The sequence below is a fragment of the Levilactobacillus muriae genome (assembly GCF_045862015.1).
Taxonomy (GTDB): domain Bacteria; phylum Bacillota; class Bacilli; order Lactobacillales; family Lactobacillaceae; genus Levilactobacillus; species Levilactobacillus muriae.
The window spans coordinates 192,570-218,162 of the sequence record NZ_BAAFRU010000003.1; the positions used below are offsets into that span (position 1 = coordinate 192,570).

Annotated in this window: 19 protein-coding genes; 4 read left to right on the forward strand and 15 right to left on the reverse strand. The window is 46.8% G+C overall.

Annotation, left to right across the window (positions count from 1 at the left end; translation table 11 throughout):
• Window positions 1–160 precede the first annotated feature (160 nt).
• Window positions 161–1,534, reverse strand: a complete 1,374-nt coding sequence (locus ACKTSF_RS03115) for an RsmF rRNA methyltransferase first C-terminal domain-containing protein (protein ID WP_407886540.1) — start codon at window positions 1,532–1,534, stop codon at window positions 161–163.
• Between the two features lie 215 nt (window positions 1,535–1,749).
• Here ACKTSF_RS03115 and ACKTSF_RS03120 point away from each other — a divergent pair, with 215 nt between their 5' ends.
• Window positions 1,750–2,562: a Cof-type HAD-IIB family hydrolase gene (locus tag ACKTSF_RS03120; protein ID WP_407886542.1), complete on the forward strand. Its 813-nt coding sequence runs from the start codon at window positions 1,750–1,752 to the stop codon at window positions 2,560–2,562.
• A 347-nt stretch (window positions 2,563–2,909) separates the two neighbouring features.
• Here the strand turns inward: ACKTSF_RS03120 and ACKTSF_RS03125 are convergent, their stop codons facing one another.
• The 8 genes from ACKTSF_RS03125 to ACKTSF_RS03160 form a co-directional block, all read right to left on the reverse strand.
• Window positions 2,910–4,058, reverse strand: a complete 1,149-nt coding sequence (locus ACKTSF_RS03125; RefSeq protein ID WP_407886544.1) for an ArgE/DapE family deacylase — start codon at window positions 4,056–4,058, stop codon at window positions 2,910–2,912.
• A gap of 731 nt (window positions 4,059–4,789) precedes the next feature.
• Entirely contained in the window at window positions 4,790–6,424 is a 1,635-nt protein-coding gene (locus ACKTSF_RS03130; protein ID WP_407886545.1) for a glycoside hydrolase family 43 protein, read from the reverse strand.
• A 17-nt stretch (window positions 6,425–6,441) separates the two neighbouring features.
• Entirely contained in the window at window positions 6,442–7,608 is a 1,167-nt protein-coding gene (locus ACKTSF_RS03135) for a glycoside hydrolase family 5 protein (RefSeq protein WP_407886547.1), read from the reverse strand.
• Between the two features lie 14 nt (window positions 7,609–7,622).
• Window positions 7,623–8,864, reverse strand: a complete 1,242-nt coding sequence (locus tag ACKTSF_RS03140; protein ID WP_407886549.1) for an MFS transporter — start codon at window positions 8,862–8,864, stop codon at window positions 7,623–7,625.
• Between the two features lie 182 nt (window positions 8,865–9,046).
• Complete coding sequence (locus ACKTSF_RS03145; protein ID WP_407886550.1) at window positions 9,047–9,913, reverse strand: AraC family transcriptional regulator; 867 nt, start codon at window positions 9,911–9,913, stop codon at window positions 9,047–9,049.
• A 65-nt stretch (window positions 9,914–9,978) separates the two neighbouring features.
• Window positions 9,979–11,478: a glycerol kinase GlpK gene (gene glpK, locus ACKTSF_RS03150; RefSeq protein WP_407886552.1), complete on the reverse strand. Its 1,500-nt coding sequence runs from the start codon at window positions 11,476–11,478 to the stop codon at window positions 9,979–9,981.
• Between the two features lie 174 nt (window positions 11,479–11,652).
• On the reverse strand, window positions 11,653–11,841 hold the full coding sequence (gene thmT / locus ACKTSF_RS03155) for a 2-hydroxymuconate tautomerase (protein ID WP_020090404.1): 189 nt from the start codon (window positions 11,839–11,841) through the stop codon (window positions 11,653–11,655).
• 316 nt (window positions 11,842–12,157) lie between these two features.
• Window positions 12,158–12,751, reverse strand: coding sequence for a restriction endonuclease subunit S (locus tag ACKTSF_RS03160; RefSeq protein WP_407886554.1), 594 nt, complete (start codon window positions 12,749–12,751; stop codon window positions 12,158–12,160).
• 123 nt (window positions 12,752–12,874) lie between these two features.
• Between ACKTSF_RS03160 and ACKTSF_RS03165 the strand changes: the two genes are divergently transcribed.
• The gene (locus ACKTSF_RS03165; RefSeq protein ID WP_407886556.1) at window positions 12,875–13,249 is read left to right on the forward strand and encodes a restriction endonuclease subunit S domain-containing protein; all 375 of its coding nucleotides are present in this window, start codon (window positions 12,875–12,877) and stop codon (window positions 13,247–13,249) included.
• A 61-nt stretch (window positions 13,250–13,310) separates the two neighbouring features.
• Here ACKTSF_RS03165 and ACKTSF_RS03170 read toward each other — a convergent pair whose 3' ends face one another.
• The 6 genes from ACKTSF_RS03170 to ACKTSF_RS03195 all read right to left on the reverse strand — a co-directional run bounded on the left by ACKTSF_RS03170 (window position 13,311) and on the right by ACKTSF_RS03195 (window position 22,058).
• Entirely contained in the window at window positions 13,311–14,228 is a 918-nt protein-coding gene (locus tag ACKTSF_RS03170; protein WP_407886558.1) for a site-specific integrase, read from the reverse strand.
• Window positions 14,229–14,386: 158 nt separating this feature from the next.
• Window positions 14,387–15,598 carry a restriction endonuclease subunit S gene (locus tag ACKTSF_RS03175; RefSeq protein ID WP_407886560.1) on the reverse strand — a complete coding sequence of 404 codons (1,212 nt, stop codon included), beginning with the start codon at window positions 15,596–15,598 and terminating at the stop codon, window positions 14,387–14,389.
• 27 nt (window positions 15,599–15,625) lie between these two features.
• Window positions 15,626–16,300 (reverse strand): restriction endonuclease subunit S, encoded by a 675-nt coding sequence (locus ACKTSF_RS03180; protein WP_407886562.1) that lies wholly within the window; start codon window positions 16,298–16,300, stop codon window positions 15,626–15,628.
• Complete coding sequence (locus ACKTSF_RS03185) at window positions 16,297–17,943, reverse strand: type I restriction-modification system subunit M (protein ID WP_407886564.1); 1,647 nt, start codon at window positions 17,941–17,943, stop codon at window positions 16,297–16,299. The genes ACKTSF_RS03180 and ACKTSF_RS03185 overlap by 4 nt, the downstream gene beginning before the upstream one ends.
• Window positions 17,940–21,086, reverse strand: coding sequence for a type I restriction endonuclease subunit R (locus ACKTSF_RS03190; RefSeq protein WP_407886566.1), 3,147 nt, complete (start codon window positions 21,084–21,086; stop codon window positions 17,940–17,942). Before ACKTSF_RS03190 ends, ACKTSF_RS03185 begins: the two co-directional genes overlap by 4 nt.
• Before the next feature lie 81 nt (window positions 21,087–21,167).
• Complete coding sequence (locus ACKTSF_RS03195; RefSeq protein ID WP_407886586.1) at window positions 21,168–22,058, reverse strand: YitT family protein; 891 nt, start codon at window positions 22,056–22,058, stop codon at window positions 21,168–21,170.
• A 280-nt stretch (window positions 22,059–22,338) separates the two neighbouring features.
• Between ACKTSF_RS03195 and ACKTSF_RS03200 the strand changes: the two genes are divergently transcribed.
• Both ACKTSF_RS03200 and yjeM read left to right on the forward strand, forming a co-directional pair.
• Window positions 22,339–23,754 carry a C69 family dipeptidase gene (locus ACKTSF_RS03200; protein WP_407886568.1) on the forward strand — a complete coding sequence of 472 codons (1,416 nt, stop codon included), beginning with the start codon at window positions 22,339–22,341 and terminating at the stop codon, window positions 23,752–23,754.
• Window positions 23,755–23,810: 56 nt separating this feature from the next.
• Complete coding sequence (gene yjeM / locus ACKTSF_RS03205) at window positions 23,811–25,325, forward strand: glutamate/gamma-aminobutyrate family transporter YjeM (protein ID WP_407886570.1); 1,515 nt, start codon at window positions 23,811–23,813, stop codon at window positions 25,323–25,325.
• Window positions 25,326–25,593 lie beyond the last annotated feature (268 nt).

Below are 25,593 nucleotides of genomic sequence, written 5' to 3' on the forward strand. Positions count from 1 at the left end.
CGTGGTTGTTAAAGCCAGAGTTGCCGTGCTATGGGGATTTTAGATTGCAGTTTTTCTCAAATCGCAGTTGTTGTCTGCGGAGACCAGATCAACAGCTAATTAACACGTCGATCGTGTGGTCAAATTTTTCAAACCTTCAAGTTATTGTTGCCTCTATCGGTTATTCATCTTGTAAGTCTTCATCGTAGACTGTAAAGCGGAGCCCCTTAGGGAAAAAGTTCTTCACCGTCGTGCCAACAACCTTACCAAACCCAACCGGTTGACTGTCACACGTTAACAGATACCACCCCTTCTGTGGCGCCACTGTCAACGTGAAGGTTTCCCCGTGAACCCAGGCTCGCCACTGATCTGTACTGATAGTCAGTGTTTGCGCGACGTCTTGGGGATCACTTGCCAAGGCCAACGCATAGGCTGGCTCGAAGCGGTTCTTTTTGAACGTCCCCAGATGTAAGCCGGGACGGAACACATGACACTTTTTCAGATTGGGTAACCCAGCGGGCACGGCAAATAATTGATCCTTGACTGTGACCAGATTATCAAAGGTACTCTGTCCCAAGACTTCTGTCGCAAATGACTGCCAGAGCTTTCGCTGATCACCCGTCAGTGGCGTCCCCAACTTTGCTTGACCGTGAATGGCCGGCACATCGCCAGCATCGCGTTCAAGCTTGGCAACAAAGTGCCCTTCACCCTTCATCAGGTGTGGAAACAGCCGCGCCGCCTTCTTCAGTTCCGGATTGCCATTTGCCCATTCCGGACGAGCATCCACAACACCCCCAACCTTCTTGATCGGCACGAGGTGAAATTCTGGAAAATCAGCCAACACCCAGGCCATCATCTGTTCGTCTTCTTCTGGTGCAAAGGTACACGTTGAGTAGATCAGCTGGCCACCAGGCTTCACCATCTTTAAGGCTTCCGTCATGATCTCACGTTGCCGCGTCGCACAATCCTGAACGTAATCGAGTGACCAGTAAGACATGGCATCGGGGTCTTTGCGGAACATCCCTTCGCCAGAACACGGCGCATCGACCAATACCTTGTCAAAATAATCGGGGAATACGGGGCTTAGACGGTCTGGCGACTCGTTCAAAATTAAAGCAGACTTCACGCCAAAGCGTTCGACATTTTCTGCCAGCACTTTGACCCGTTTTCGGTTGATTTCGTTGGTCACCAGCAGCCCGGTTCCCTGGAGATAGCTAGCCAAATGGGTGGTCTTCCCACCAGGAGCGGCACACAGATCGAGAACCTTCTCACCCGGTTGTGGTGCCGCCGTCGCCCCGACAAACATCGCGCTGGGTTCCTGACTGTAAACTGCCCCGCTCTGGTGCATCAGCGTTCGTCCGCCAACCGTACCAAGGTGGCCGAGCGGTTCGTAAGGGACTTGCTCAGGCGCCGTTAACTTTGCTGGCAAGTCATGATGCGCTGGATTGACCCGGTAGCCACTCAGACTAGGCGTGTCAAAACTCGCTAAAAAGTCATCGGCTTCTGAGCCCAATAGGTCGCGGTACTTCAAGATAAAGTCTTCAGGTAAATTCACCGTTATTCCTCCATTTTGCATCTTACAATTAATTTGTTTGCTATATACATAATGCCTATTCGTTCAAATTCACTCTGTCTATTATACCCGTTTCAGTCGGTCAGCACTACCCCACAGCCAGGTGAAATGGATGCAAGTCGCGCCAACTTATGTTACATTGGAAGGGTTACTTTACGTCTTTAAAAGACTCTATATCACATGCGAGGTGTTCTCTGTTGGAACGAAAATTAATCGCCATCGACCTTGATGGTACCACTTTAAATGCGGACGCCCAGATTTCTGCCAAGACGAAAGCCGTTTTGACTCAGGCGCGCGAGGCCGGTCACATTGTCAGTATCGTGACGGGTCGCCCAAACCGCATCTCCGCAAATTTTTATGATGATCTACATCTGGATGGCCCCATGATCAACTTCAACGGTAGTCTGGGCCATATTCCTCACCAGCACTGGCATGATGAATACCAGTACACGTTCAGTAAGGATGTCGCCTTTGACCTTTTGGCCCATCGTGCCGAACTGGGCATCAACATGATTGCTGCCGAAGGAAAGAATCTTTTCCTGGCTGTACGAGATCGTCCGGTCGAAGTCGGTTTCTTTCCGACGGTGCTCCAGTCCAACGAAATTTTAAATCAAAAGACACTTCAGCAAAATCCCATCAGTCTAACGGTTGCCGTTGACCGCAGCCACGAGGACCACCTGTTGAGCTACCTGCGACACAACTTTGACGATGTTGTGGACGCAGCACCGTGGGGCGGTCCTAACGCCGTAGTTGAACTAGGCGTCAAGGGCGTTCAGAAGGCGACCGGTGTTGAAGCATTGGCTCACCATTACCAGATTGATCGGAAAAACATCATTGCCTTTGGCGACGAACACAACGATGCCGCAATGATCGACTACGCCGGTTGGGGCGTAGCCATGCAAAACGCCACTGAACCGATCAAGTCCTTGGCTAACGACATGACTGCCCGTGACAACGATCACGATGGCCTGGCCGACTACCTGCAAGACTATCTCAAATTAGCTGAATAACCATGATAGGAAACGCGTGAACTCGATTGGGAGCTCACGCGTTTTTTTCGATCTGGAGCGCATCTGTTTTTTACTAATTTAGCCGTGATAATTCCACCTGTCGCAAGAGTAACGCAAACATTTGGGCCCGCAATATCAGGTTAAAGAACAAATCCTAACCGGAGGCGGCCAGAGATGTAGGTAGCTGTGTCGACGGTGTTAGCTGGGAACCAGCTTACAACGTGGGACGCGTTTGGAGACTGATGCTTTGTGTCAGGCTTCAAACCGAGCCGGAGGACCGCTTCTCAGGCCGCGGGCGGTCCCCACAGCAGCCGGAATTTCTGGTAGCCGCAGGTGGTAATTTTCGACTAATCCCCAAGGTACGACGTCATTAACTTTTGATAGAGTGCCGTGAAGTCCAGGTACATCTGTTGGTCCACATACTCATCAACCTGGTGTGCTGTCTCATTACCGGGACCGAAGACGATAAATGGATAATTGTGACCCTTATCCTTTAACAGGTTGGAGGCATCGGTAACTGCCGGCAACGCCAACTTTGGCACGGGTTCCCCGGCGTAAGTCGCCCCAATGGTGGCTGCCAAGTCACTCAGCACATTATCCTTAGGCTCCTCGACGGGTGACTGCGACATGTAAATATCCATCGTGACGTGACCACCTTGTTCGTTTTCCTGCGTCACAAGTTGTTGCAAGACCTGTGTAACCGTGGCATTATCGAATTCGGGAATCGTCCGAATATTCATTTCCGCCGTGGCCGCCCCCGGAATCGAGTTGACCTGGTCGCCACCGTTGAAGACGGTCGTATTAAAGGTTAGTTTCCCAAGTGCAGCGTTTGCGCGGTCGGTCTTCCGAAAGGCCTCGTTTGCCTGACCTAACAACGACAACAGTGGATCAATCGCATTTTGCCCCAGTTCTGGCATTGAACTGTGCGCGGTCTTCCCTTGCGAGACCAACTTAACGTCCATGGATCCCTTGTGTGCGGAGAAGATGTGATAGCCGGTCGGTTCCCCAATGAGCAGGCCATCGACGTCATCCATATTGCCTGCCTCGTAAAAGGCCTCAGAGCCGGTCTCGCCAACTTCTTCGCCCACGGTTGCCATCAGTCGGATCGTGCCTTTAGTGGGCTGTCCGGCCGCATGAAGCGTAATCATCGCGATGACCAGTGCTGCGAGTCCCGCCTTCATGTCGGTAATGCCACGACCGTAAAGCTTTCCGGCACGCGCGGTAACCTGAAATGGATCGGATTGCCAAGCGGTAATGTCGCCTGGATCCACCACATCCATGTGGCCGGAGACCCCAAGCACTGGATGCCCGGAACCAATTTCCGCAATCAAATTGGCCCGCGAGTCACTTAAGGGAATGAGTTGTGCCTGAATACCATGCTTACCTAACAATTGCTGAAGATAGGTTGCCACCTCAACTTCATGATCGTTAACCGATCGAATGGCCACCAAGTCCGTGAGAATCTGTAATTTCTGTTCATCTGTAAACACTGCCATCGCTGATTCCTCCTTAGTTAAGTTGATTTTAACGCAAATAATTATGAATCTCACTTATTTGCCCCCACATGGAATTTGGCTACAAGTTGCCGATCTCTTACTAGTCACGTGTCTAATTTCTATCACAAGCGTTGTGCACTTTTAAGGACATCCTTCCCCGTCTAAATACCCCTATACTATTACTAATGTAAAAATCGCAAAATTAGTCTCACTATTTTTGAGAAATAATCTTTTAAAAATTGTTGTATCCTACATATGACCATTAAAACGGCATTCTAAAATCAGCCAGTTCTAATATTTAAGCTATATTGTCTCAAAATCAGCTAAATTTCAAAAAAATCGGCTTTGATCCACAAAATATTTATCTAAATCGATGAATTGTATATAGCAAAAAGCCTTATTAAAAGAGCATGTTCTCTCCTAATAAGGCTTTCAATCTGTGGATTTACTGTAAGTTTACATTTTTTGTGGTCAATCACACCTATTTCAACAAGAACTCTAGCACTAAAATTGGATAACTAAGGGCTGAAAACCAAAATACTCGCCTTACTCTTGCGACAGTGGAAATGATCACGGCTAGATTAGTGAATTTCAGGTGGTTGTTAGGGGTTAAGCATAAAACGATAACGTTTCTATAGGCATAATCCACGTTGCCTCAGACCAGCCCATATCTGCCGACCGGTAAGTCGATGGCTGCGACAAGACGTGCCGTGTTTAGTCATTATCCACGATTACCCCTGCGTTTCGGTCATAAACCAGCCGAAGTCAGCGTATGATTCGCGTCGATAGGCATCCCAAGCCCCGATACCAACCATCAGTCCCGTGAAGCCATCGACATCCTCATCGGACAGATAACTAATATCGACGGGCTTGCCAACTGGTGCCCACTTTGCATTGACGTCTTCACGCCAGGAGAACTGGACCTGCGCGTCATCCGTCGTGACCCGGAGTTCGGCGGCCGAGCTGGCTACTGGTATTTTAATCGGTTCGAGTTCGGTCCGTTCCCCATTCTTGGCCTGAACCACGTCCAGCACCGTTTGGTCGTTGCGTTCGTCATAGCTCAACCGTTCAAACAGCCAGTTGTGGTTGTCGTAGTAGAGGACTAGCCCTGCCGATTGTGAAAAATGAATTGGCTTGAATTTTAGCTTGGTCGTAACCGTCTCGTGGAATCCAGTGACCGCCGTGGCCATCAAGGAAACATCCATCCGCGAGAAGAACGACTGGCGCCCACGCATCCGCAAGCCCTGGTCTTGCAACGTGAGCCAGTCTTTACTTGGCCGACCGTATGGTGTTAGCCAGTGCAGGTCCAGCGTTGATTTGCCAAAATCGTCGATCAGCGTAAATGGCCGCTGGGCGTGTGCCAGTTCAACGCCGGTCATCCCCGGTGTCGTGGCTTTGGCTAAGTTACTGCCATCAGCCATCCGCAACCAGCCATCAGTCGTCCAGGCCATCTTCTGCAGCGACGTTTCCCGACCTAAAATAGAATGAAGTCCGGGTAGCGGCCGCGCTGACAAATGGGCAACGTACCATTCGCCCGTCTGGGTAGATACCAGCGACCCGTGACCCGCCTTTTGTAGCGGTGCATCTGGATTATACAGATCCGGGCGCCCGGCGTCAGGGTCATTACGCCGGTAATAGTAGTACGGCGTCGACGTGATGATAGGGTTCTGTGGATCGGATTCGTACGGCCCCGCGATGTTCTGGGATCGTTGCAAGACGACCGCATGTCCATAGCCGGTGCCACCTTCCGCCGTCATCAGGTAGTAGACCCCGTCGTGCTTGTACAGGTGCGGTGCTTCCTGGGCCCCGCGATCGGTGCCACCACGTGTGATGCGGACAGGATCACCGATTAGTTTACCTTGCTTGGGATCAAATTCTTCCAGCACGATTGCCCCGGGATGTTGATAGCCCAGCCGTGTCTCCCACTCCAACGTGACGACCCACTTACGGCCATCATCGTCATGGAACAATGAGGGATCAAAGCCAATGGAATTGAGATAAATGGGCTTGCTCCAAGGTCCCGTAATCGACTCGGCCGACATAGTATAGTTATCGGCATCAAACATCCGGCCGTCTTGATTATTCATTTTGCTATAAGTCATCCAGAATAATTTGGTCTGCTCATCGTAGGACAGGTCGGGTGCCCAAATACCACCGGGCGTCATAGTTCCTCGCAGATCAACCTCTGGCACATCAGCCAGTGGATGCGCGATCAACTCCCAGTTGGCCAAGTCCTTAGAATGGTAGACCTGAATACCGGGGTTCCAGTGAAACGTTGACGTCGCAATGTAGTAATCCTCGCCGACACGCAGGATCGAAGGATCGGGGGTGAAGCCGGGTAGGATTGGGTTTTGAATTTCAGTCATAAATGACACGCTCCTTTTTACAAATCTTTCGGATCAATCCAATGTTGATCCAAGGCACGACTGGCACTCCAAGAGTCCCAGCCGTACCACGCTGGCTCGTTAATGGTGTCGATATTGAGCTTATAAGTCCAGAAGAAGTAACCGCTGCCATTATTCCAAGCGTTAACCTGCGCCCGCCATAGCTTCTGATAGTCTTTAATCAACTGTTCCTGGCTTAGGTGATGAACGGTTCCAACCATCTCCTCCTGCGTAGGGTTAACGCCACCCTTCGTATCAATCCCAGCCGTGTAGGAGTTGAATAGTGAGAATTCGCCAGTAACGACGGGAACTTCTTGGGCAACTACTGCAAGTCTTTTTCCAAAGTCCCGCATAACTTCAACGTAGTCCGTCACACTTTGGGGAGTTCCGGATAGCTCGGCCATCATTAGGTATTGATGGGTATCGAGAACCACATTCTCAAAGGAATTAGTTGCGAAGAAGTCATGCCAAGCCTCAAACTCAAAACCATCATGAAAGTAAATTGCCTTATCAACGGGCAAATCTTTACGCAAACTATTATAGGCCTTCAAATAGAAATCATACAAGAAGTCTAGTGTAATCGGTTTACTTTTTTCTGCCAACTTGGGGTTCCGCGCTTTATACCGGATCGACATCGACTGAAACATCGTCTTTGTTGCCGGTTCATTCAGGACTTCAATGCCTAGTAACCCTGAGCGATGACCATACCGTTGGGCTAAACGTTGCAAAACACTCAGTGCAAAATCGACTTCTTGCGGTTGCTGTGCCCATGTGCACACACCGGAGATCCCACCGTTATCAAACCCATTTTGGCTACCTGGAACCGTATGTAGATCAATTAAGATCTGCAGCCCATAGGCCTCCGCCCAAGCAAAAGCGTGGTCTAGATCTTGGACACACCCCACAAACGGTGGTCGATCTCCAAAGATAAAATAGGGCACTGGAATTCTGACAGCATTAAATCCCCGATTAGCAATTGTGATAAAGTCAGCCTCTGTGATGAATTCTGCCCGATGCATTTTAATTCTGGTTTCATACACGGCCGTCGGTAAGTCCTGAGCCAGGTAATATTCATCGTCACTTGGGACGTCATCAAATAAATGTGGTGACATCCACTTTTCCAGAACTAGCCAGCCGCCTAAGTTAACACCTTTAATTTCAGTCATGTTCGCCCACTCCTTTACTTAACCTTTTTAATACACATAATCATGACGCAACCAATAATACAAATAACAGCCATGACTGGGAAGATGAGACGATACCCAGCTAATGAAATAACGGCACCAGCCGTAACGGGTCCCATAATTTGGCCCAAAGTTGCGGACAAGTTCATAACACCCAAGTCCTTGGCTGCCGTTTTAGGATTAGGTAACACTGCAATGTTTAAGGCTTGATCAACCGCTAGATAGGCGCCATTGCCAATCCCAGATAGGACAGCGTATACCAGCATTGTCCACGGTGCCGCATCAAAGAACGGGAAAAGGCCCGCAATCGCAATCATTAAGGTTGCCAGGGCAACGGGTGCCTTCAGTCGGCCAATCTTATCGGCCAGTGGCCCTGAGACGGCACCAAATACAATGGCCGTGGTCATCAGGATCATCGAGATTATCGCAACCATCCGTGAGGTGGTGGATTGACTCAATCGCATGTAGTCCGTCAAAATGTAGAGCTGATAACCCGTAATCATGTAGGAACCCACCATCATGAGGAACTTTCCTAATAGTGCTAGATAAAAGTCGCCCGCGTTCTTTAGGGGAAACGCAAACGATGCCAACAACTCTCTCCCCTTTAGGGACACTTTAGGTTCATTGGCACTTGAAGGTTCTTTGATTAGAATCATGGCAATTACCGTCAAGACAACCTGTACGAGGGCAAACACCCAGATTCCAATGTTTACCTTGCCCAGAAATTGTGAGGCCACCACCCCTGAACCATAGGCACCAATGGACATCCCAATACCGTAAAATGAGGAAACGGTCCCACGATACTTAGGATCAATGGCATCTGCAATAATCGCAACCATAGGTGCAACAATGGCATTGAGTGTTAATTGATAGATTGTCCAAGTCATCAAGAGGATGGGAATCGTTGGCGACCAAGATAATACGAAAAACATCAGAACACTACCGATCGTTCCGCCGATAATCCAAGGTTTTCGTTTGCCGAATCGCGAGCGAGTTCTGTCAGATAAAGCCCCTTCAACTAAGTTAGCAAACATCGCCACAATCATGGCAATAGCCGCAAAAGTCGCCACCAGCTTAACCTTATTAATGGGATCCAACATGCCAATTTTAGCAGGCAACAAAGTCCCGTTCATCCCTGAGTAAGGACCCATCCAGCTCACACACCCAATTAACAACCCCCACGCTAAACGTTTCGGCATCTTCTTTGCTTGCGTCGGATTCATGACAATATCAGCCATATAAAACACTCCTTAATTATTTTGAGAGAGCATGATCAACTATTGTGAGCAGTTCCCAATAATCTCATACAAATCGTTCAAATCCTTCGTCAAGGGTTGATGAAGCGCTTACAAGACCTATTCTATCCGAAATAAAGTGTCAAAAAAGAGGATAATTCGTATAGAACTATCCTTAATTCGTACTATTTCGTTTTTAACTCTCGCAAATAATCTCGAGGTGTTTGCCCGAAATGTTTCTTAAATTCCCGAGTAAAATGGCTGGGCGCGGTGTACGCCAGCTTCGCCGAAACCAAATTGATTCGTGCCCGTGGCTGACGTAACAATTCCTTAGCGGTCGCTAATTTCAAGTTAATCAAGTACTGCTGTGGTGACTCATGATAATATTTCTGGAATAATTTTAGCGCATAACTTTGCGAGATGTTCCGCCCGGCAATGATTCGGGTAACGGAAGGCTGTTGTGGCTCTGCAGCATGGTATACCTGATAGTCCAGCTGTTCCTTGAGATCACTGGCCAACTGATGACACAGCATAAACTGATCGATATCGGCCGCTTGTGGGGCGAATTTTCCAGCCGCCTTCAGATCCCTAACCAACGTCATGATGAGATCAATCACACCAACTTGAAGGTCGAGCTGATCAGCCAGACTATAGTTCGGGCCAATCATGGCCATGAGTTGCTCGGCCTGCGTCTTCAGGCGTGGATACACCGCATCATGTGGCGTGATAATCCGTCCGGCATACTCACGAATCAAGAGATAGCGCAGTGCTGGATCATCCAAGTTAAAGTGCATGCAAAAATAAGTCATCGCCCGATGGTCCAGTGCATAATTGGCATGACGAGTTTCGATCGGAATAATCGTAAGCTCTCCAGCTTGCAGAACCAGCTCCCCCGTCTCCGTAATCGTTCGTTGCCGGCCCTTCAAGATATACATGAACTCAAAGGCCGGATGTTCCTCGGCCGGCCACTGCCACCCGGCGGGAACCGTCTCCTGGTGACCGCCAAACAAGGTGAAATGCGTGTTGATCACCGGTAAATAGTCGATTGCCATGCCGCTCTCCTCCTAACCAAAAACTACCACCAGCCAACGCGGGCTAATGGTAGCGAAGCAATCACTTAATCTTCGAAGGCTTGGGTCGCCTTGATAGCGGCCTGCCAGCCTTTGTAACATTTTTCCCGTTTGTCAGCCGCCATGTGTGGGGTAAACTCATCCCGCAAGGCGTGCATCTGCCGGATAGCATCCATATCAGGCCAGAAGCCAACGGCTAGGCCGGCCAGGTAAGCGGCCCCCAGCGCGGTTGTTTCGTTGATGGCTGCCCGCTTAATTGGTGTATCCAAGATATCTGCTTGGAATTGCATCAAGAAATTATTATTGGCCGCCCCACCATCGACACTCAGGGATTGAATATCCAACCCGGTCTCGTTGGTCATGGTGTCCACAACGTCTCGTGTCTGGTAAGCAATGGCTTCCACCGTTGCCCGTACGAACTGTTCACGCGTGGTCCCACGAGTCAGGCCGAAGACGGCACCCCGCGTTTCCTGATTCCAGTAGGGTGCACCCAACCCGGTAAAGGCAGGCACTACGTAGACGTTCCCAGTAGTCTTAGCATCGACCGCCATCTTTTCGGATTCGCCGGCGTGCTCGAAGAACCGCATCCCGTCACGCAACCACTGCACCGCGGAACCGGCCACGAAGATCGACCCCTCCAGCGCGTAGGTCACCTTACCGTTTAAACCGTAAGCAATCGTGGTCAACAGGCCGTTATGGGACAAGGTGGGTTCTTCACCGGTATTCATGACGATGAAGGCCCCAGTCCCATAAGTGTTCTTGACCATCCCTTTGTCAAAGGCCGTCTGACCAAATAAAGCGGCCTGTTGGTCCCCAGCGATTCCGGCAATTGGCACTTGGACCCCAGAGAATGTGTACCCAGCGGTGTAGCCGTAAATTTCAGAGGATGAGCGGACTTCGGGTAACATGGCGGCCGGAATGTTCATCCAGTTCAAGATGTCATCGTCCCACTTCAACTCATGAATGTTGTACAACATGGTCCGACTGGCGTTGGTATAGTCCGTGGCGTGTACCCGGCCGCCTGTCAGCTTCCAGAGAATCCACGTGTCAATGGTCCCGAAGAGCAGTTCGCCACGTTCAGCGCGCTCCTGGGCCCCTTCAACGTGGTCTAAGATCCAACGAATCTTGGTGGCAGAGAAGTAGGAGTCGACGACTAATCCGGTCTTGTCGTGAATGGCATCGGTATACCCGTCCGTCTTCAGTTGGTCGGCCAAATCACTGGTTTGCTTGGACTGCCAAACAACCGCATGGTAGATGGGTTCGCCAGTCCTCTTGTCCCAGATAATCGTGGTTTCCCGCTGATTGGTGATTCCGATTCCCCGCACCTTGTAAGGTTGCACGTCGGAATCGATCAGCGCGTCGGAGATGACGGATTGCACCGCATTCCAGATTTCATTGGCATCGTGTTCGACCCAACCTGGCTGGGGAAAGTACTGGTGAAATTCCCGCTGTGCTTGTCCAGCAATTTGGCCGTGCCGGTCGAATAAAATAGCCCGGGTACTCGTCGTCCCTTCGTCAATTGCCATCATGTATTGTTGATCATTCATTGTCATAGACTCTCCATTCATTCATTCTTAGCCGGCCTAGATCCACCGTGATGTCACACTTGCTACTAGTATACCGAAAAGTACTCGCCGCGCCAAATGTTTTTGTAAATGAAACCGCCACCAAGACGAGAATATCGGGGTTGGTGGCGGTTTATAAGATTTTGGAAATTTTGCCTACTTTTCGTCGCTCTTCAAAACGCCGGCCACACCGTAACGGTCGGGTTGCATTTCGCGCAAGATGACGTGAACGTGTTCGGCTGGTGCACCGGTGTTCTTGGTCACAGCAGACGTCACGTCTTGAACTAAAGCCTTGAGTTGGGCTTGTGAACGGCCCGCAATCAAATCAATGTTAACAATTGGCATTATTTTCGTTCCCTTCTCTGTATGAATATGGCTATTATACCGGTTAATGCGGTAAGCGACAAGAATTTACGGCGAAATATCGTTTGTGGTTGATGATGATTGTTGGGCACTATTGATTATTTGATTGACGAAACTAAATTCTGACGATTGGGTGATATTGACAGAGACTTGTTGTATTAATATACAGGAAATTCCTTTATAATTGGATTTTCTTTAATCTTGCTCTAACCAGTAACTTCTCGGTTGTTTTCCAAACTATTTTGCATTAAATAATCGATATTTTGAAGATGTTTCATTAATTAAATCTGAATATTATTCATAACATTTTGCTAAAGGATAGTCCTGCACATCTTTCAACATTCCATTTCGGTTGATATGGGTTACGTTCATTGGCAACGATAAGGTTATCCAACCCATTTAGAACGAAAGCAATTTTTCCTTGTTCTGCATGAGTTGGAATTGATATTTTCTTGTTTCGAACTAAGTCAGAATTCAAGTTTATCTGACTCTCTGGTTGACCATACTTTTTCCAAGTTGGACGAACAAATTCTAGCCACTGAAACAAAAATTCCAAATTGAATTTTGGATTTAGAAAAATTAGGAATCCATCATGCACACCAGTCTCGACATAATTAATAACTGGCTTGCCAACTGTAGCTGCAATGCTAAGGAGCAAATGTGGTTCATGAAGGACTCTAGTTTTTGACTGCCCTTCCGCAGAAAGTCTTTGTAATAAATAATGAATTCTTCCGTTCTGATTAGTCACATCCGATATTCTAAGCCATCCAATACTTGAACTATCGTCAAACCATCTAGGATCTTTAATTGGACGAGGTGAGGCCCCTCTTACTATCTCAGCAAGTGCCCCTAACTTACGCTGCTCCCAAGCATGACCTGATTTTCTAAGCAATAAGCACCTCTTACCTGGGAGCAGCGTAAGTTAAATTCAATCGCTACCAGAGTTACTGACCATGGTAATGATACGAAACTTCAGCATATCGAATATGCTAATATTATTCCTAATTCGGGAAGATTGAGAAATGTAAGACATGGTTATACGGATTCTCGAGAGGGCATAAAATTTGAAAAAGAAGATATTCTCTACGGAAAGTTACGCCCTTACTTAAACAATTGGTGGTTTGCCAAATTCAATGGCATAGCAATTGGCGATTTTTGGGTTTTGCGAACAAATGATGGATTTTCTTCTCGTTTTGTTTATGCACTAATACAAAGTAATAGGTACCAAAATATTGCGAATATCACTTCTGGAACAAAAATGCCAAGGTCTGATTGGAGTATTGTTTCCACTACATTATTTAATATTCCTACTGAGGGAAACGAACAAATAAAAATTGGAAAAGCATCACAGTTACTTGATAACCTTATCGTTGCCAATGAACGACAATAAAAAATTGCATTAATCAGATCAGTACAATTCTCTCCTACTTCTTTAATTAATTTTGAATACTTTAGATAAGACTCGCCAAATGTTTCATCACCTTATCGTTATCCTGATTTTCCAATTCCTGAATAATATGAATATAAGTTTGCTGTGTCGTTGTCATATTCGAATGGCCTAATCTTCGAGCCACCGAAGCAATACTTACACCAGCATACAAAAGTAATGACGCATGGGTATGTCTGAGACCGTGCACCGAAATTATTGGAACTTGAGCATGCTTGCATAAACGCTCCAGATAATGATTGACCGTATCATTATAAACCTGGCCTTTAACAAAGATGGGTTTATCCGATGGTAAGTGCTTAGTCAACTGGGAGAATTGAATAACCGTTTGCCAATCCAAAGGAATCTTACGAACTGATGATTCATTTTTTGTTGGGGCAAATCCACCAACCTTAGACTTATAGTCCCAAGTCTTATCAATCGTCAAAGTTTGATGAGCAAAATCGAATGAATCTGGTGTAACTCCTAGAGCTTCGGCAAATCGAAGACCAGTCTTGGCAATCAATAGAATGAAATAGTCCCAGTTAACCTCACCTTCCAGTTCTAACTCATTCAACAATGCTTGCAGTTCATACTGATTGAGATACTTAATTTTATGTTGCTGATGAGCGGTTCCTTTAATAATAGCCTTACGCGTTGGATCACGAGCAATCAGGCCCTCTTCCAACGCATCTAACAAGGAGCTCTTGAGATGCCGGTGAAAATCCATTGTGGTCTGTCTCTCATGGGTTTCAGCGTAATCATTCAGTAATTGCTGGTAAGTTAATCGCGTTAGGTCATGCAACATTAGATTAGGTGCTAACATTGCCAGTTGTTTATGCGTCATTTCATATTTTTGATACGTCACGGGTCGCACAGCCCCACACTTATAGAGTTCCATCCACTGCTTGAAATACTGACAAAATCTAGTATCATTAGTCATTTTGAATTCCTCCCCAAAATAAATAAGCTATCTAAACATCACGATGTTAAATAACTTATTTATACCTGAAATATTATTCAAAAAGCGAGCAATACGAATTGATTCTTAAGTGACCTTTCACCCATCACGAGTGATAGACGTAACGTTCCCAAAATTAATTAAACAAACATATTTTGCATCAAATATTTCTTCAATTGTTTGAGTTGGTCTAACTTTTTCTCATTGGCAACGATAAGGTTATCTAAATTCATAAAGATACGGCCAATCTTTACCTGTTCACACTTTTTAGGAAATGTTACCGGAATTTTTCCAATGTCTTTCTTATTTATTTTCTTTGGAAAGGCCACATGCAAGGTTCGCTTCCATAATTCTTTCTGGAACCCAGCCGATTCAATTCTATATTTCAAGAAACTTGAATCAATTCGTGGTTTTATTAACGCTAAGCTGACATAGTAGGCTACTTTTCCTGTGTAATTAATTAATTGAGGGGTTCCGACGTCGCCAATCCTTGTCATTAGGATATCCCCCGGTTGAGGGAATTCTTTAAAATTATTTTCAAAATCTTTTTCTGAGATAAATTTGTTTGTGTTTAAAGTGCTTATATTCTCTACACTTAAAAATGGTATCCCCCTACTTTGGTAGTTTGGAGTTTGATGAGTTCCATCGAAAATGCTGCTTATGTCACCTAACTTACGCTGCTCCCAAGGAAGCGTAAAACCATTAAATCTCCATGATTGATTAAAAGTAATTTGCAATACTACTTTTTTAAGCTTTTTTATATCAGAAATCTTATTCTCATTAAGAGTGATAAGGTTATCTACTTTCAAAATAACTAACGATATTCTTTTCTGTTCTTCTAGTGTTGGTACATTAGCCGAAAATTTCAAAAGATTTTTAGCCGATATTCCAAAAACTTTTAATCCAGTTCCAGTTTTACGAGTAAACCAGTGAAATTTACTCGTATCCAGCAAATAGTACAGAAACAACGAATTTATTGAAACTGGTCTTAATGCTATCGTGTGAAGGCCAGCGACTATCTTCCTTCCAGAAGTGTCAAATAGCACCATCGGTTTGGCGATTTCTTTAAAATCTTCAGATGCATCCGCAAGCACTATATCACCATTTTTGAGAGCTTGATAGGAACCTTCTCGTATTGTGGGCAGGGTTAATGTCTTTGTTATAATTGATCTCTTAAAACGGTGTATATCACCATAATGAATATATTCAGTACTTCCACTGAATTCTTCTTTTTCTCGTGTAATAGTATATGATTTTACGTGTTGTACCAGGCTCAACAATTGCTGCGTATTCCAAGAATCTTTAAATTTATTAAATCGTATGTTGGGCATAATTATGTTTTTGTCTTTCATAATTTTCCTTTCAGATTTGATGTATTTCTAAACAAATCTTTCTACCTCAAAACATTTACGCTGCTCCCAAGGGTCACTGAATCCTTTGAATCTCCAACTTCGAGAAAATATCTTTTCCATGAACAACTTCTTCAAGCTTTTTAACTGCTGTCCCTTTTTCTCATTGGCAACGATAAGGTTGTCCAACCTTTTGAGTAGTAATCCTACTTTAGCTTGTTCCTCAACTGTTGGCACTGTTATCCAAAGGTTGAGGATATCTTTGTTGTACAGTCTTTTTATAGTACTTCCTTCTGACTTATTCCATGATAATGTTTGATAAAAGAACTTCAAAAATGAATTCAACAAATTTTCGTCATGATTGAACCAAACTATATTTGAATCTTGATAATAAGCATCTTCTCCCTGATACTCAATGGTTCGTCCAAGTGTCCCTGCTGCTGATATTAAAATATCGCCAACTTTTGGATAAGGATATTTTTTCTTATACGTGTTGAACAGTTCCTTACTAATAAATGCATCTGCTTTTTTCCCAAACGTCCCAATTTTATAAAACGGAATTTCCCCATTTTCTGATGTTTCTTGTTTAAATATCCTTTTGTTCATCAATACTTGTCCAAATGATTTCAACTTACGCTGCTCCCAAGCATCCTCAAACCCTCGAAACCGAATCCGCGGCACCATTTTCTTTTTATCATCCATCATCTCAAAATCCTCTTAATGGCCTCAAGCTGCTGTTGAGCGACAGCATCCTGACCGACTAAATCATCTAACATATCACCCAAATCAGACTGTAAGGTCTTGATCTGACTGTTCGTATCCTTAATATCTGCCACCAGCTTATCGACATCAACGGGTGGCTCTTCTTCAAACGTATCCACGTAACGCGGAATATTTAAGTTGAATTCGTTTTCTTTAATCTCATCCAACGTCGCCACGTGCGCATACTTCTCGACATCCTGACGCGTCTTATAGGTCTCAATAATCTTATCAATATCTTCGTCTCGTAGGATATTTTGGTTTTTGCCCTTTTCGAAGTGCGCTGACGCATCGATAAAGAAGATATCCTTAGTTGGCTTGTGCTTCGAGAAGACCAGAATCGTTGTCGGAATTGACGTGGAATAGAACAGCTTAGCTGGCATCCCAATTACAGCATCCAGATAGTTCTTTTCAATCAATGCCTGCCGAATCGTGCCCTCCGCTGCCCCACGGAATAACACCCCGTGTGGCAAGACAATTGCCATGCGTCCTTGATCTGCTAAGTGATAGAGTCCATGAAGTAAGAAAGCAAAGTCCGCCTTTGAGGCCGGTGCCAATTTTCCATAATCCTTGAAACGCGGATCCTTCAATTTATTGGCATTGTTATCCCACTTACTGGAATACGGCGGGTTAGCAACCACCGCATCAAAGTTCCGCGGGTGGTCCACACCATCCGCGTCAGCGCCATCTGGCCAATCCATCTCCAGCGTATCCGCATTCCGCAAGTCCATGTTCTGATAATCCACGCCATGCATCATCAAGTTCATCCGCGCCAAGTTAAATGTCGTCGTATTCAATTCCTGCCCGTGAAAGTGCACCCGGTCATGGAATCCAGCTTCACTCAAGGCTTCTTGAACCGTCAGTAGGAGCGACCCAGACCCCATCGTTGGATCATAAACGGTAAACTGTGAGTCACCGGCCTTAAAGTCGATGGTGACCAACCGTGCCAAGACCTTTGAAACCTCATGTGGTGTATAGAATTCCCCGGCCTTTTTCCCGGAATTCCCAGCAAACTTGGCAATCAGGTATTCGTAGACATCGCCTAAAATATCGTGACCACTCTCGTCGTTGTAGTTGAACTCATCGACTAATTTGACGATTCGGCTCAACGCTTGCGCCCGCGAGACCGTGCTGTTTCCTAACCGTGAATTCCCCAAGTTAACGTCGTTGAAGATCCCCCGGAAATCCTGTTGAGAGTTGGGGTTAATCTGCGCATTTTGATTGAAATCATCGAGCATGTCTTGAAAGTCAGACGGCTTGATCTTGCTATCCTGGACTTTTTCAGTAATCGTCCGCCATGTAAATTGCGGTGCAATAGCGTAGCCTAGCTCGCTGGCAGCATCCTCAAGATAGTCCTTAATTTCGTCCTCAGGAACCTTTACATAGGCATCGTTTACTGAGCCCCCATTTGCTAAATCAAAGAGCCCTGAGCGTTCCCAGTGCATCTCCTGATGTTCCGACAAGTACCGGTAGAACATGAAACCTAAAATATAATTTCGAAATTCACTGGCATCCATGTTCCCTCTTAAATCATTGGCCATGGCCCATAGCTGTGATGTGATGTCCTGTGCTTCTTCTCTCTTGCTCATAATGGCTCCTTAAATTCTTGATTGATTTGATCCGCAAACTTACTGAACTCGTTGCGCAGCTCATTACGGTATTTAATCTTTGATAATTGCCGAATATCTTCATCAAGGGCATCAGCTTTGTAGTACTTTTGCCCTCCGGTAATGATATTGGTGACTTCATTATTCTCGTTTAAATCATCGTTACCGACCACGTGACGATCTAACGCTGAATTGATCCAGTCGCGAACCCCTTCAGCATCGACCAGCCCCCACTTTGTCCGGAACTCGACGATAGCAGCTCGCCGACTGCGCTTGTTGTGTTCATCTAAGATACCCTTAACATCGTTGGCCTTAACTGGATATGACTTAACCACGTCAGATGCCATTTGATTATTGTGAACATCAGTCGTCATCCGTTTGATTTGCTTCCCATACTGTCGATCTTCCAACTGGTCAGCTAAATCATTGATTCGGTGGTAACTCTTTTCAGCAGCCTCAGCTTCACCCGCATTTGTTTCGTTCAGGAACTGCGCGATGAGTTCTTCCAGATAATCGTAGTCCACTTCAACTTCATTAACGTGTTCCATCTCCAGCTTAAAGTCACTGTAGATCACGCTATCATCGCCACTGTCGATGCACTTTAAATGATCCTCAAGTTCGTTAGCAATTGTAGAGGTCAATCTAATTTCCTGGGCCTCGCTAATGCCAATCTCTGACAACAAGGCATTGGGTTCATCATAATTGTACTGATCATCTTGTTTGAGTAGCGCAACCTGGTGGTTATACTGCTTCAAAAGTTGGAATGCCTGTTGTTGCTCGGCTGTTCCTCGAGGAATCTGTTGATAATCATCCGTCAGATCAGCTAATTGGTCCAAAACTTTTTTTGTTGAGTCTTTGGTTTCTTCAAACGTTGGCGCAACAACCCCCGTGCCTTCGTCAGCCCCAGTCTCCTCAGTAATCCCCGGCAACAAATCGATTGGAATATCCGCTGAATTCGGATCCGCATAGACCTTCAGTGCATCATTCATCAGTTTCTCAGCCTGTGCTGGCCATCGATAATTAACAATTCGACCGTATGGCTTGTGCTGCATATCCTGAATCCGATTAGTCCGAGAATAAGCCTGAATTAAGTTGGCCCCTTGCATTGTCCGGTCAACGTACAACGTATTCAAATGTGGCGCATCGAATCCCGTCAGCAACTGATCAATCACAATGACAATGTCTAGATAGTCAGCTGGATCATTACTAACGGTCCGGTTCAACCGTGAGACAACATCTTCGGTATACCCTCGAACATTGTCATCACCAAAGGCCGTCCCGAACAGGTGATTGTAGACCGTCATTGCCCGATGCAGCCCAGTGTTGGTTCCTAACATGTTGTCACCATTTGAATTGTCTTGACTAAAGGTCACAGCCACCTTCAGTTGGTGGTCGCCATCAGCCACTGCATTACGCCGTTGAAATTCGTCAAAGTACTTCATAGCCATCGGTGAAGAAGCCTTGCGACCACCAACGTGCGTGGTCAGTAACGCACTATACCGGCCACTAACAGAACGGTTTCGCCACTTGTTTAAAATATCATCGACCACGAGTTTTACGTGATCTTCATTGTCATCGTAGACGCCTGAATTAACAGTATCGTCCATGTCCTCACGAGACAGATGATCAATCTTATACTTGATTTTTTCCGTCGTCCAGTCGGGATGCTCGCGCTGATAGAACTGCGGTAGGTACTGCGTCTTCAGGACATCTTCAGATAAGGTCGTGTTGAAATCGACCTTAAAGCCCAGAACATTACGATCCGCAATCGCCTCACGAATTGTATAGGCGTGCAAAAGATCCCCAAAGATCTCCTGCGTCGTAATGCCATCAAACCGTGGCGTACCCGTATAACCGACCCATGCCCCATGGGGAAAGCCGTCCTTTGCTCGTTGAAGCATGTCTCCCGCCGTTGAACGGTGAGCCTCATCGACAATAAACACAATATTTTGCTCAGGCCGCTTAAAGCTTTGCCGCTGAACCAACCGATCTAATTTCTGAATCGACGTCACGATAATCCCGCCATGCTGTCGTAACTTGCGGGCCAGGACATTCACGTTGGCTGTATCAAAAATAATCCCATCTTTATTCTCATCATTAGTATCTGGATCATATGCCGAATAATTGTCAGCTGTTTGCTGTGTTAGCGCGATTCGGTCAACTAGGAAGACCACTTTATCCACGTTTGGTAACCGTGAAGCCAGCCAAGCCGTCTTAAAGCTACTGATTGTTTTTCCAGAGCCCGTCGTGTGCCAGATATACCCTAGTTTTTGACTATCCAGTTCAAAGCGCGACCGTTTGATTTTTTCAATGACCCGGCGCGTTGCGTAAACCTGGTAGGGCCGCATCACCTTTAACATCTGTCGGTGCTTGGTTCCATCCAGAATCATGTAGCTTGTCGCCATCTGATGAGCCATCGGAATCGATAGCATGCGGTTCATGAAATCCCGCCATGCCATAACAGGTTGATTATTGTCTTCACGTTGCCAATGAAAGGCAAAGTCCAGATTGAACTTATCCTCAGTTGTATTGGCCATGTACCGCGTATCGTCTGGGGTCATCCCCACTAAAATTTGAACGGTTGAATAAATATCTGAGAACTGACCTTCATGGATATACTGCTGCATTTGATTCAAGGCTTCCTTGACGTTACGAGCAGCCGTCTTCTCTTCAATCTGAATGATTGGCAATCCATTAATCAAAAGTGTTGTATCGAAGCGCCGATCCTTGCAGTTTGCCAACTTGGCTGGACGTTCAATCTGGCTGACAACTTGATAGACCGTTCCCCCAGCACCAACAAACGCTTGATCAAAGACCGTCAAAAAAACGTGTTCCCCAGCATCAGTATCGATTTCTACTTGGGACACGCCATTTAAACCATATAAAAATTTTCCCGCTTGGTACGGCGTTTTTAAATCATCAATTTGTTTTTTAACTTGTGCAAATTCGTTGTCACTCAGTGGCTGGTCTAATTTTTCCTGATTGTTGCGTTCCAAAATAAGCTTGAAGTTCTGCCACAGAGCGGCAGTCGTCTTAATATTCGGCATGTACTGCCACTGCTTAGAGCCACCAATGTTCGTTAAATAATCGATCAATCGGTTTTCAAATTCCAGTTCTGCTTGCATCCTCACTCACCCTATATGATTACGTCTTATTGAAAAGTCTATTTAGCTACTATCATAACACGCCGAAACCCCTTGCGCGACCTACTTTTCCGTTGTCTTCTCCCGCAACTTCAACTGTTCCGTCTCATTGTAGAAATTCCCTTCAATATCGACGGTGTTGACCAGGTTGACGAAGGCCTGGGGATCAACTTCCTTGACCGCCCGTTCCAATGCATAAAGTTCATACCGCGAAATAACGGTCATCAGTACCGTACTCGACTGTCGCGTGTAGGCCCCGAATGATGGGATGGCTGTGATACCGCGGATGAGAGTTTTATTAAGTTCTGAGATAACGGCGTCCTGTTCCGACGTCACAATGAAAGCGGTCAGCTTTTGGTGACGCGTGTGAATACTATCGACGACCCGCGACATTGCATAAATGGAAATAATCGTGTATAACGCGCTCTCCCACCCAAAGAGGAAGCCGGCGACAATAACAATCCCCGAGTTGATCATCATCATGAGGGTCCCAATCGTCCGCCCTGTGGTCTTCTCCAGGACGACGGCAATGATATCCATCCCCCCAGTCGAGAAGCCATTTTTCAACGGGTAAGCCACGCCAACACCGGTCAGGATACCCCCGAACAGCGCTGCCAACAGTGAATTATTTGAGATGTTATTGACCGGAATCACAATGGCTAGCACCGAGGTGAGAATTGCCACCGCAATGGAATAGATGGTGAAGCCCCGGCCTACCTTGAACCAGCCCAACAAACCGATTGGAATGTTAAACAGCAAGATGAACCACCCGGTACTCAGGTGAATCCCGACCGCCACCAATAACGTGGCAATAATCTGAGAAATCCCGTTGATCCCTGCACTGAAAATCTTACCAGGAACTAAGAATTCATTTAATGCAATGGCCGTGATTATAGCCGATCCAAGCAAAATTAAGAGGTGTTTGCCCACTTCACGCCGATTATTTTCTAACATAATTCTCATCTTCACGCCTTTCAGTCGTCAGTCGTTTTCACCATTTAACCACAACTCTTGCGACTTAGCTAGCCCTAGCACAGCCACCCTATCAGTCTTTAGCCCCCACAACTACCGCAATATCCGGGCCTAACGTAAGCATCAAATTGTATAAATATTTATTTTCATGAGAAAATCGTGTAAAATAATTAAAAATATCCAGAAATTGGCCCGGTTAATCCTTAAAAATGATAGAATAGTAACGAGAATTTATTCATTATATATAGAAAGGAGCGCTCCCATGAATTATTCCGCTTGTACGAGTATTTTAATTGGTGCGCAGGCTTCCACGGATGGGTCAGTCATGATCGGTCGAAATGAAGACGCTAAGGCCGCTTGGCCCAAACACTTCATCGTCCACCCCGCCGCGACAGCCACGACGCCCCAACCGTTTGTCAGCACGGACAACGGCTTCACCATGCCACTGCCCCAGTCCGCTGCCAAGTACACCGCCACTCCCGAGTGGACCGACAAGTACGGTCTGTTTGAAGAGGACGGGATCAATGAATTTGGCGTGGCGATGAGTGCCACCGAAAGTACCTATTCGAATGAACGGGTACTGGGTGCCGATCCACTGGTCAAAGACGGGATCGGTGAGGAAGCCATGATCACAGTGGTCCTACCATACGTCAAGTCTGCTAGAGACGGGGTTGCCCTGCTCGGCCAAATCGTTGAGCATTACGGAACCAGCGAATCCAACGGCATTTTGTTCGCCGACCAACAGGAAGCCTGGTACTTGGAAACGGGGGCCGGCCACTACTGGGTCGCCCAACGCATTCCGGATAACGGCTATGCGGTCGTTGCCAATCAAATGGCCATTCAGGATATTGACTTCAAGGATCACGAGAACTTTATGTTTGCGCGTCATTTGCGTGAGTTTGTGACGACCAACCACTTGAATCCCGATCGCGACCGCTTCTGTTGGCGCAACATCTTCGGAACCCAAGATCAATCGGATCTGTACTATAACACGCCGCGCGTCTGGTATGGCCAACGTTGCTTCAATCCAGAAGTCGCACAGGATCCACAATCATTTGACTTACCCTTTATTCAGTACGCCGACCACCTGTTGACTATCGATGACGCGCAGGGTTACCTCAGCAGTCACTTCGAAGGTACCCCTTACGATCCCGTCGGTGCCGGTACACCAGATGAACGCAAACGGTTCCGACCAGTCAGTCTCGCCAAGACGCAGGAATCTCACGTCTTACAACTACGGCCTAATATGGATCCCGCGTTCGCTGGCATCCAATGGCTCGCTATGGGCGTTGGAGCGCAGAGTGTCTACGTGCCGTTCTATGCCGGTATCGAGAGCACGCCAACCGCCTACCACTTGGGTAAGGCGACCTACGATGCGGATTCCGCTTACTGGGTCTATAAGCTGGTCAGTGTCCTCTTAGATGCCCACTATCAGTCAGCCTGGCCCACGGTTAGCGCCGTGCAAAAGGAACTCCGGATTGCCTTTAAACAGGCCGTGCAACATGCCGATGTCGTCGGTCAACAACTGTCCGGCACCGAACTGAATCAGTACTTAACGCAACAAGCCAACGAGAACGCCGCATTGGGAATTCGGCGTTACCGCGAGCTGGCGGCGACCTTGATCACGCAGGCCACCGACCTTGGGCCCCTCAATTACCACCAGGACCTGAACTTATAACACGGCCCGGGCTAGCTGACCTAGTCCGCACCACATAAATGGGAGATATTAATCTAATGGAAAAGCAAAAGAAGATTGGACTCTTCAGTCTGATCTTAATGATTTTTTCGGCCATCTACGGTTTCGCTAACGGAACTGTCGCCTATGACCAAATGGGATATGCCAGCATTATCTGGTACGTTTTAGCCGCCCTGTTCTTCTTCCTGCCAAGTGCCTTGATGTTGGCGGAATACGGGTCAACCTTTAAGGAAGCTAAGGGGGGAATCTACTCCTGGCTGGCCGAATCTATTGGTGAAAAGATGGCCTTCATTGGGACTTTCATCTGGTTGTCATCTTGGATCATTTGGATGTTGTCGACCTCGACCAAGGTTTGGATTCCACTGTCAACCTTGATCTCCGGGAGCGACCAAACGCAGACCTGGGGGATCCTCGGTCTAAGCTCCACGCAAACAATCGGGATCTTGGGAATCGTCTGGATTCTCTCCGTCACCTTCTTTGCAACGCGTGGGGTTAGCTCCATCGCTAAGATTTCCTCATTGGGGGGCATCTTCGTGATGGGCCTGACCATCTTGTTCTTCATCGCCAGCATTTTAATCTGGATCTTGAACAAGGGCCAACTCGCAGAACCCGTTAACGGTCTGCACAGCTTCATCGCTTCACCTAACCCACAATTCCAGTCACCGATGGCCCTGCTGTCATTCGTGATCTACGCCGTCTTTGCTTACGCCGGCATGGAATCTATGGGGGGCATCACGGATAGCATGGATAAACCGGAAAAGACTTTCCCTAAAGGGTTGATCATTTCCACGATTACCATCACAATTGCCTACTCCGTGTCGATCTTCCTCTGGGGGGTCAGCGCCAACTGGCATGAGGTCTTGGGTGGCGGTTCTGTGAACTTGGGGAACATCACCTATGTTCTGATGAATAACTTAGGGCTGGTCATGGGACACGCAATGAACCTCTCTCACGGTACTTCCGTGTTGATTGGGAATATCTTGGCCCGGTTGACTGGGTTGAGTATGTTCATGGCTTATCTGGGATCCTTCTTCGTCTTGGTCTACTCGCCACTGAAGTCCTTCATCATGGGGTCTTCACCCAAGCTGTGGCCTAAAAAGATGACGCGTCTCAACAAGGCTGGCGTGCCAGCCTACTCCATGTGGATTCAAGCCACAGTGGTTGCTGTCTTCATCTTCTTCGTCTCCTTCGGGGGTTCCGCAGCCAAGGAATTCTACCAAATCCTGACCAACATGGCCAACGTTTCCACCTCAGCACCTTACCTCTTCTTGATTGGCGCCTTCCCATTCTTCAAGAAGCGGACTGATCTGGAACGGCCATTCGTCGTTTACAAGAACAAGGTCTTCACCAACATTATCGTGGGGATCGTGCTGCTCGTCTTGATTGCCGGAATTGTCTTCACTTGTCTCCAACCAATCATGGCTGCTGACTACAAGACCGCCTTCTGGACGATCATCGGCCCCATCTTCTTCGGTGCCGTGGCCTGGATCTTCTACCGCAATGCTGAGAAGCGTGCGGCTAAGGAAGATGATCCAGCTAGTGACGAAAACTAATTTTGCGTTCAAAAAAGGCGAGTGGAATGAAAGGCGGTTAGCTGGCTATCAGTTTTAAGCGGAGTCAGCTGCCTATTGTCACACGTTTCAGTAATTTAATTTTGGAGATACAAAAGTAGTCTGGGGTGCCCCAGACTACTTTCCTACGTTTAGTCAAGCTCTGTAAATAAATATATTTCAAAATTTCGTGTACACTAAACAGTACCTCACTAAGAAAGATTTGAAAATTAAAGTGAGACTGCTAGACTAAATTTATAAGGTGTATGCC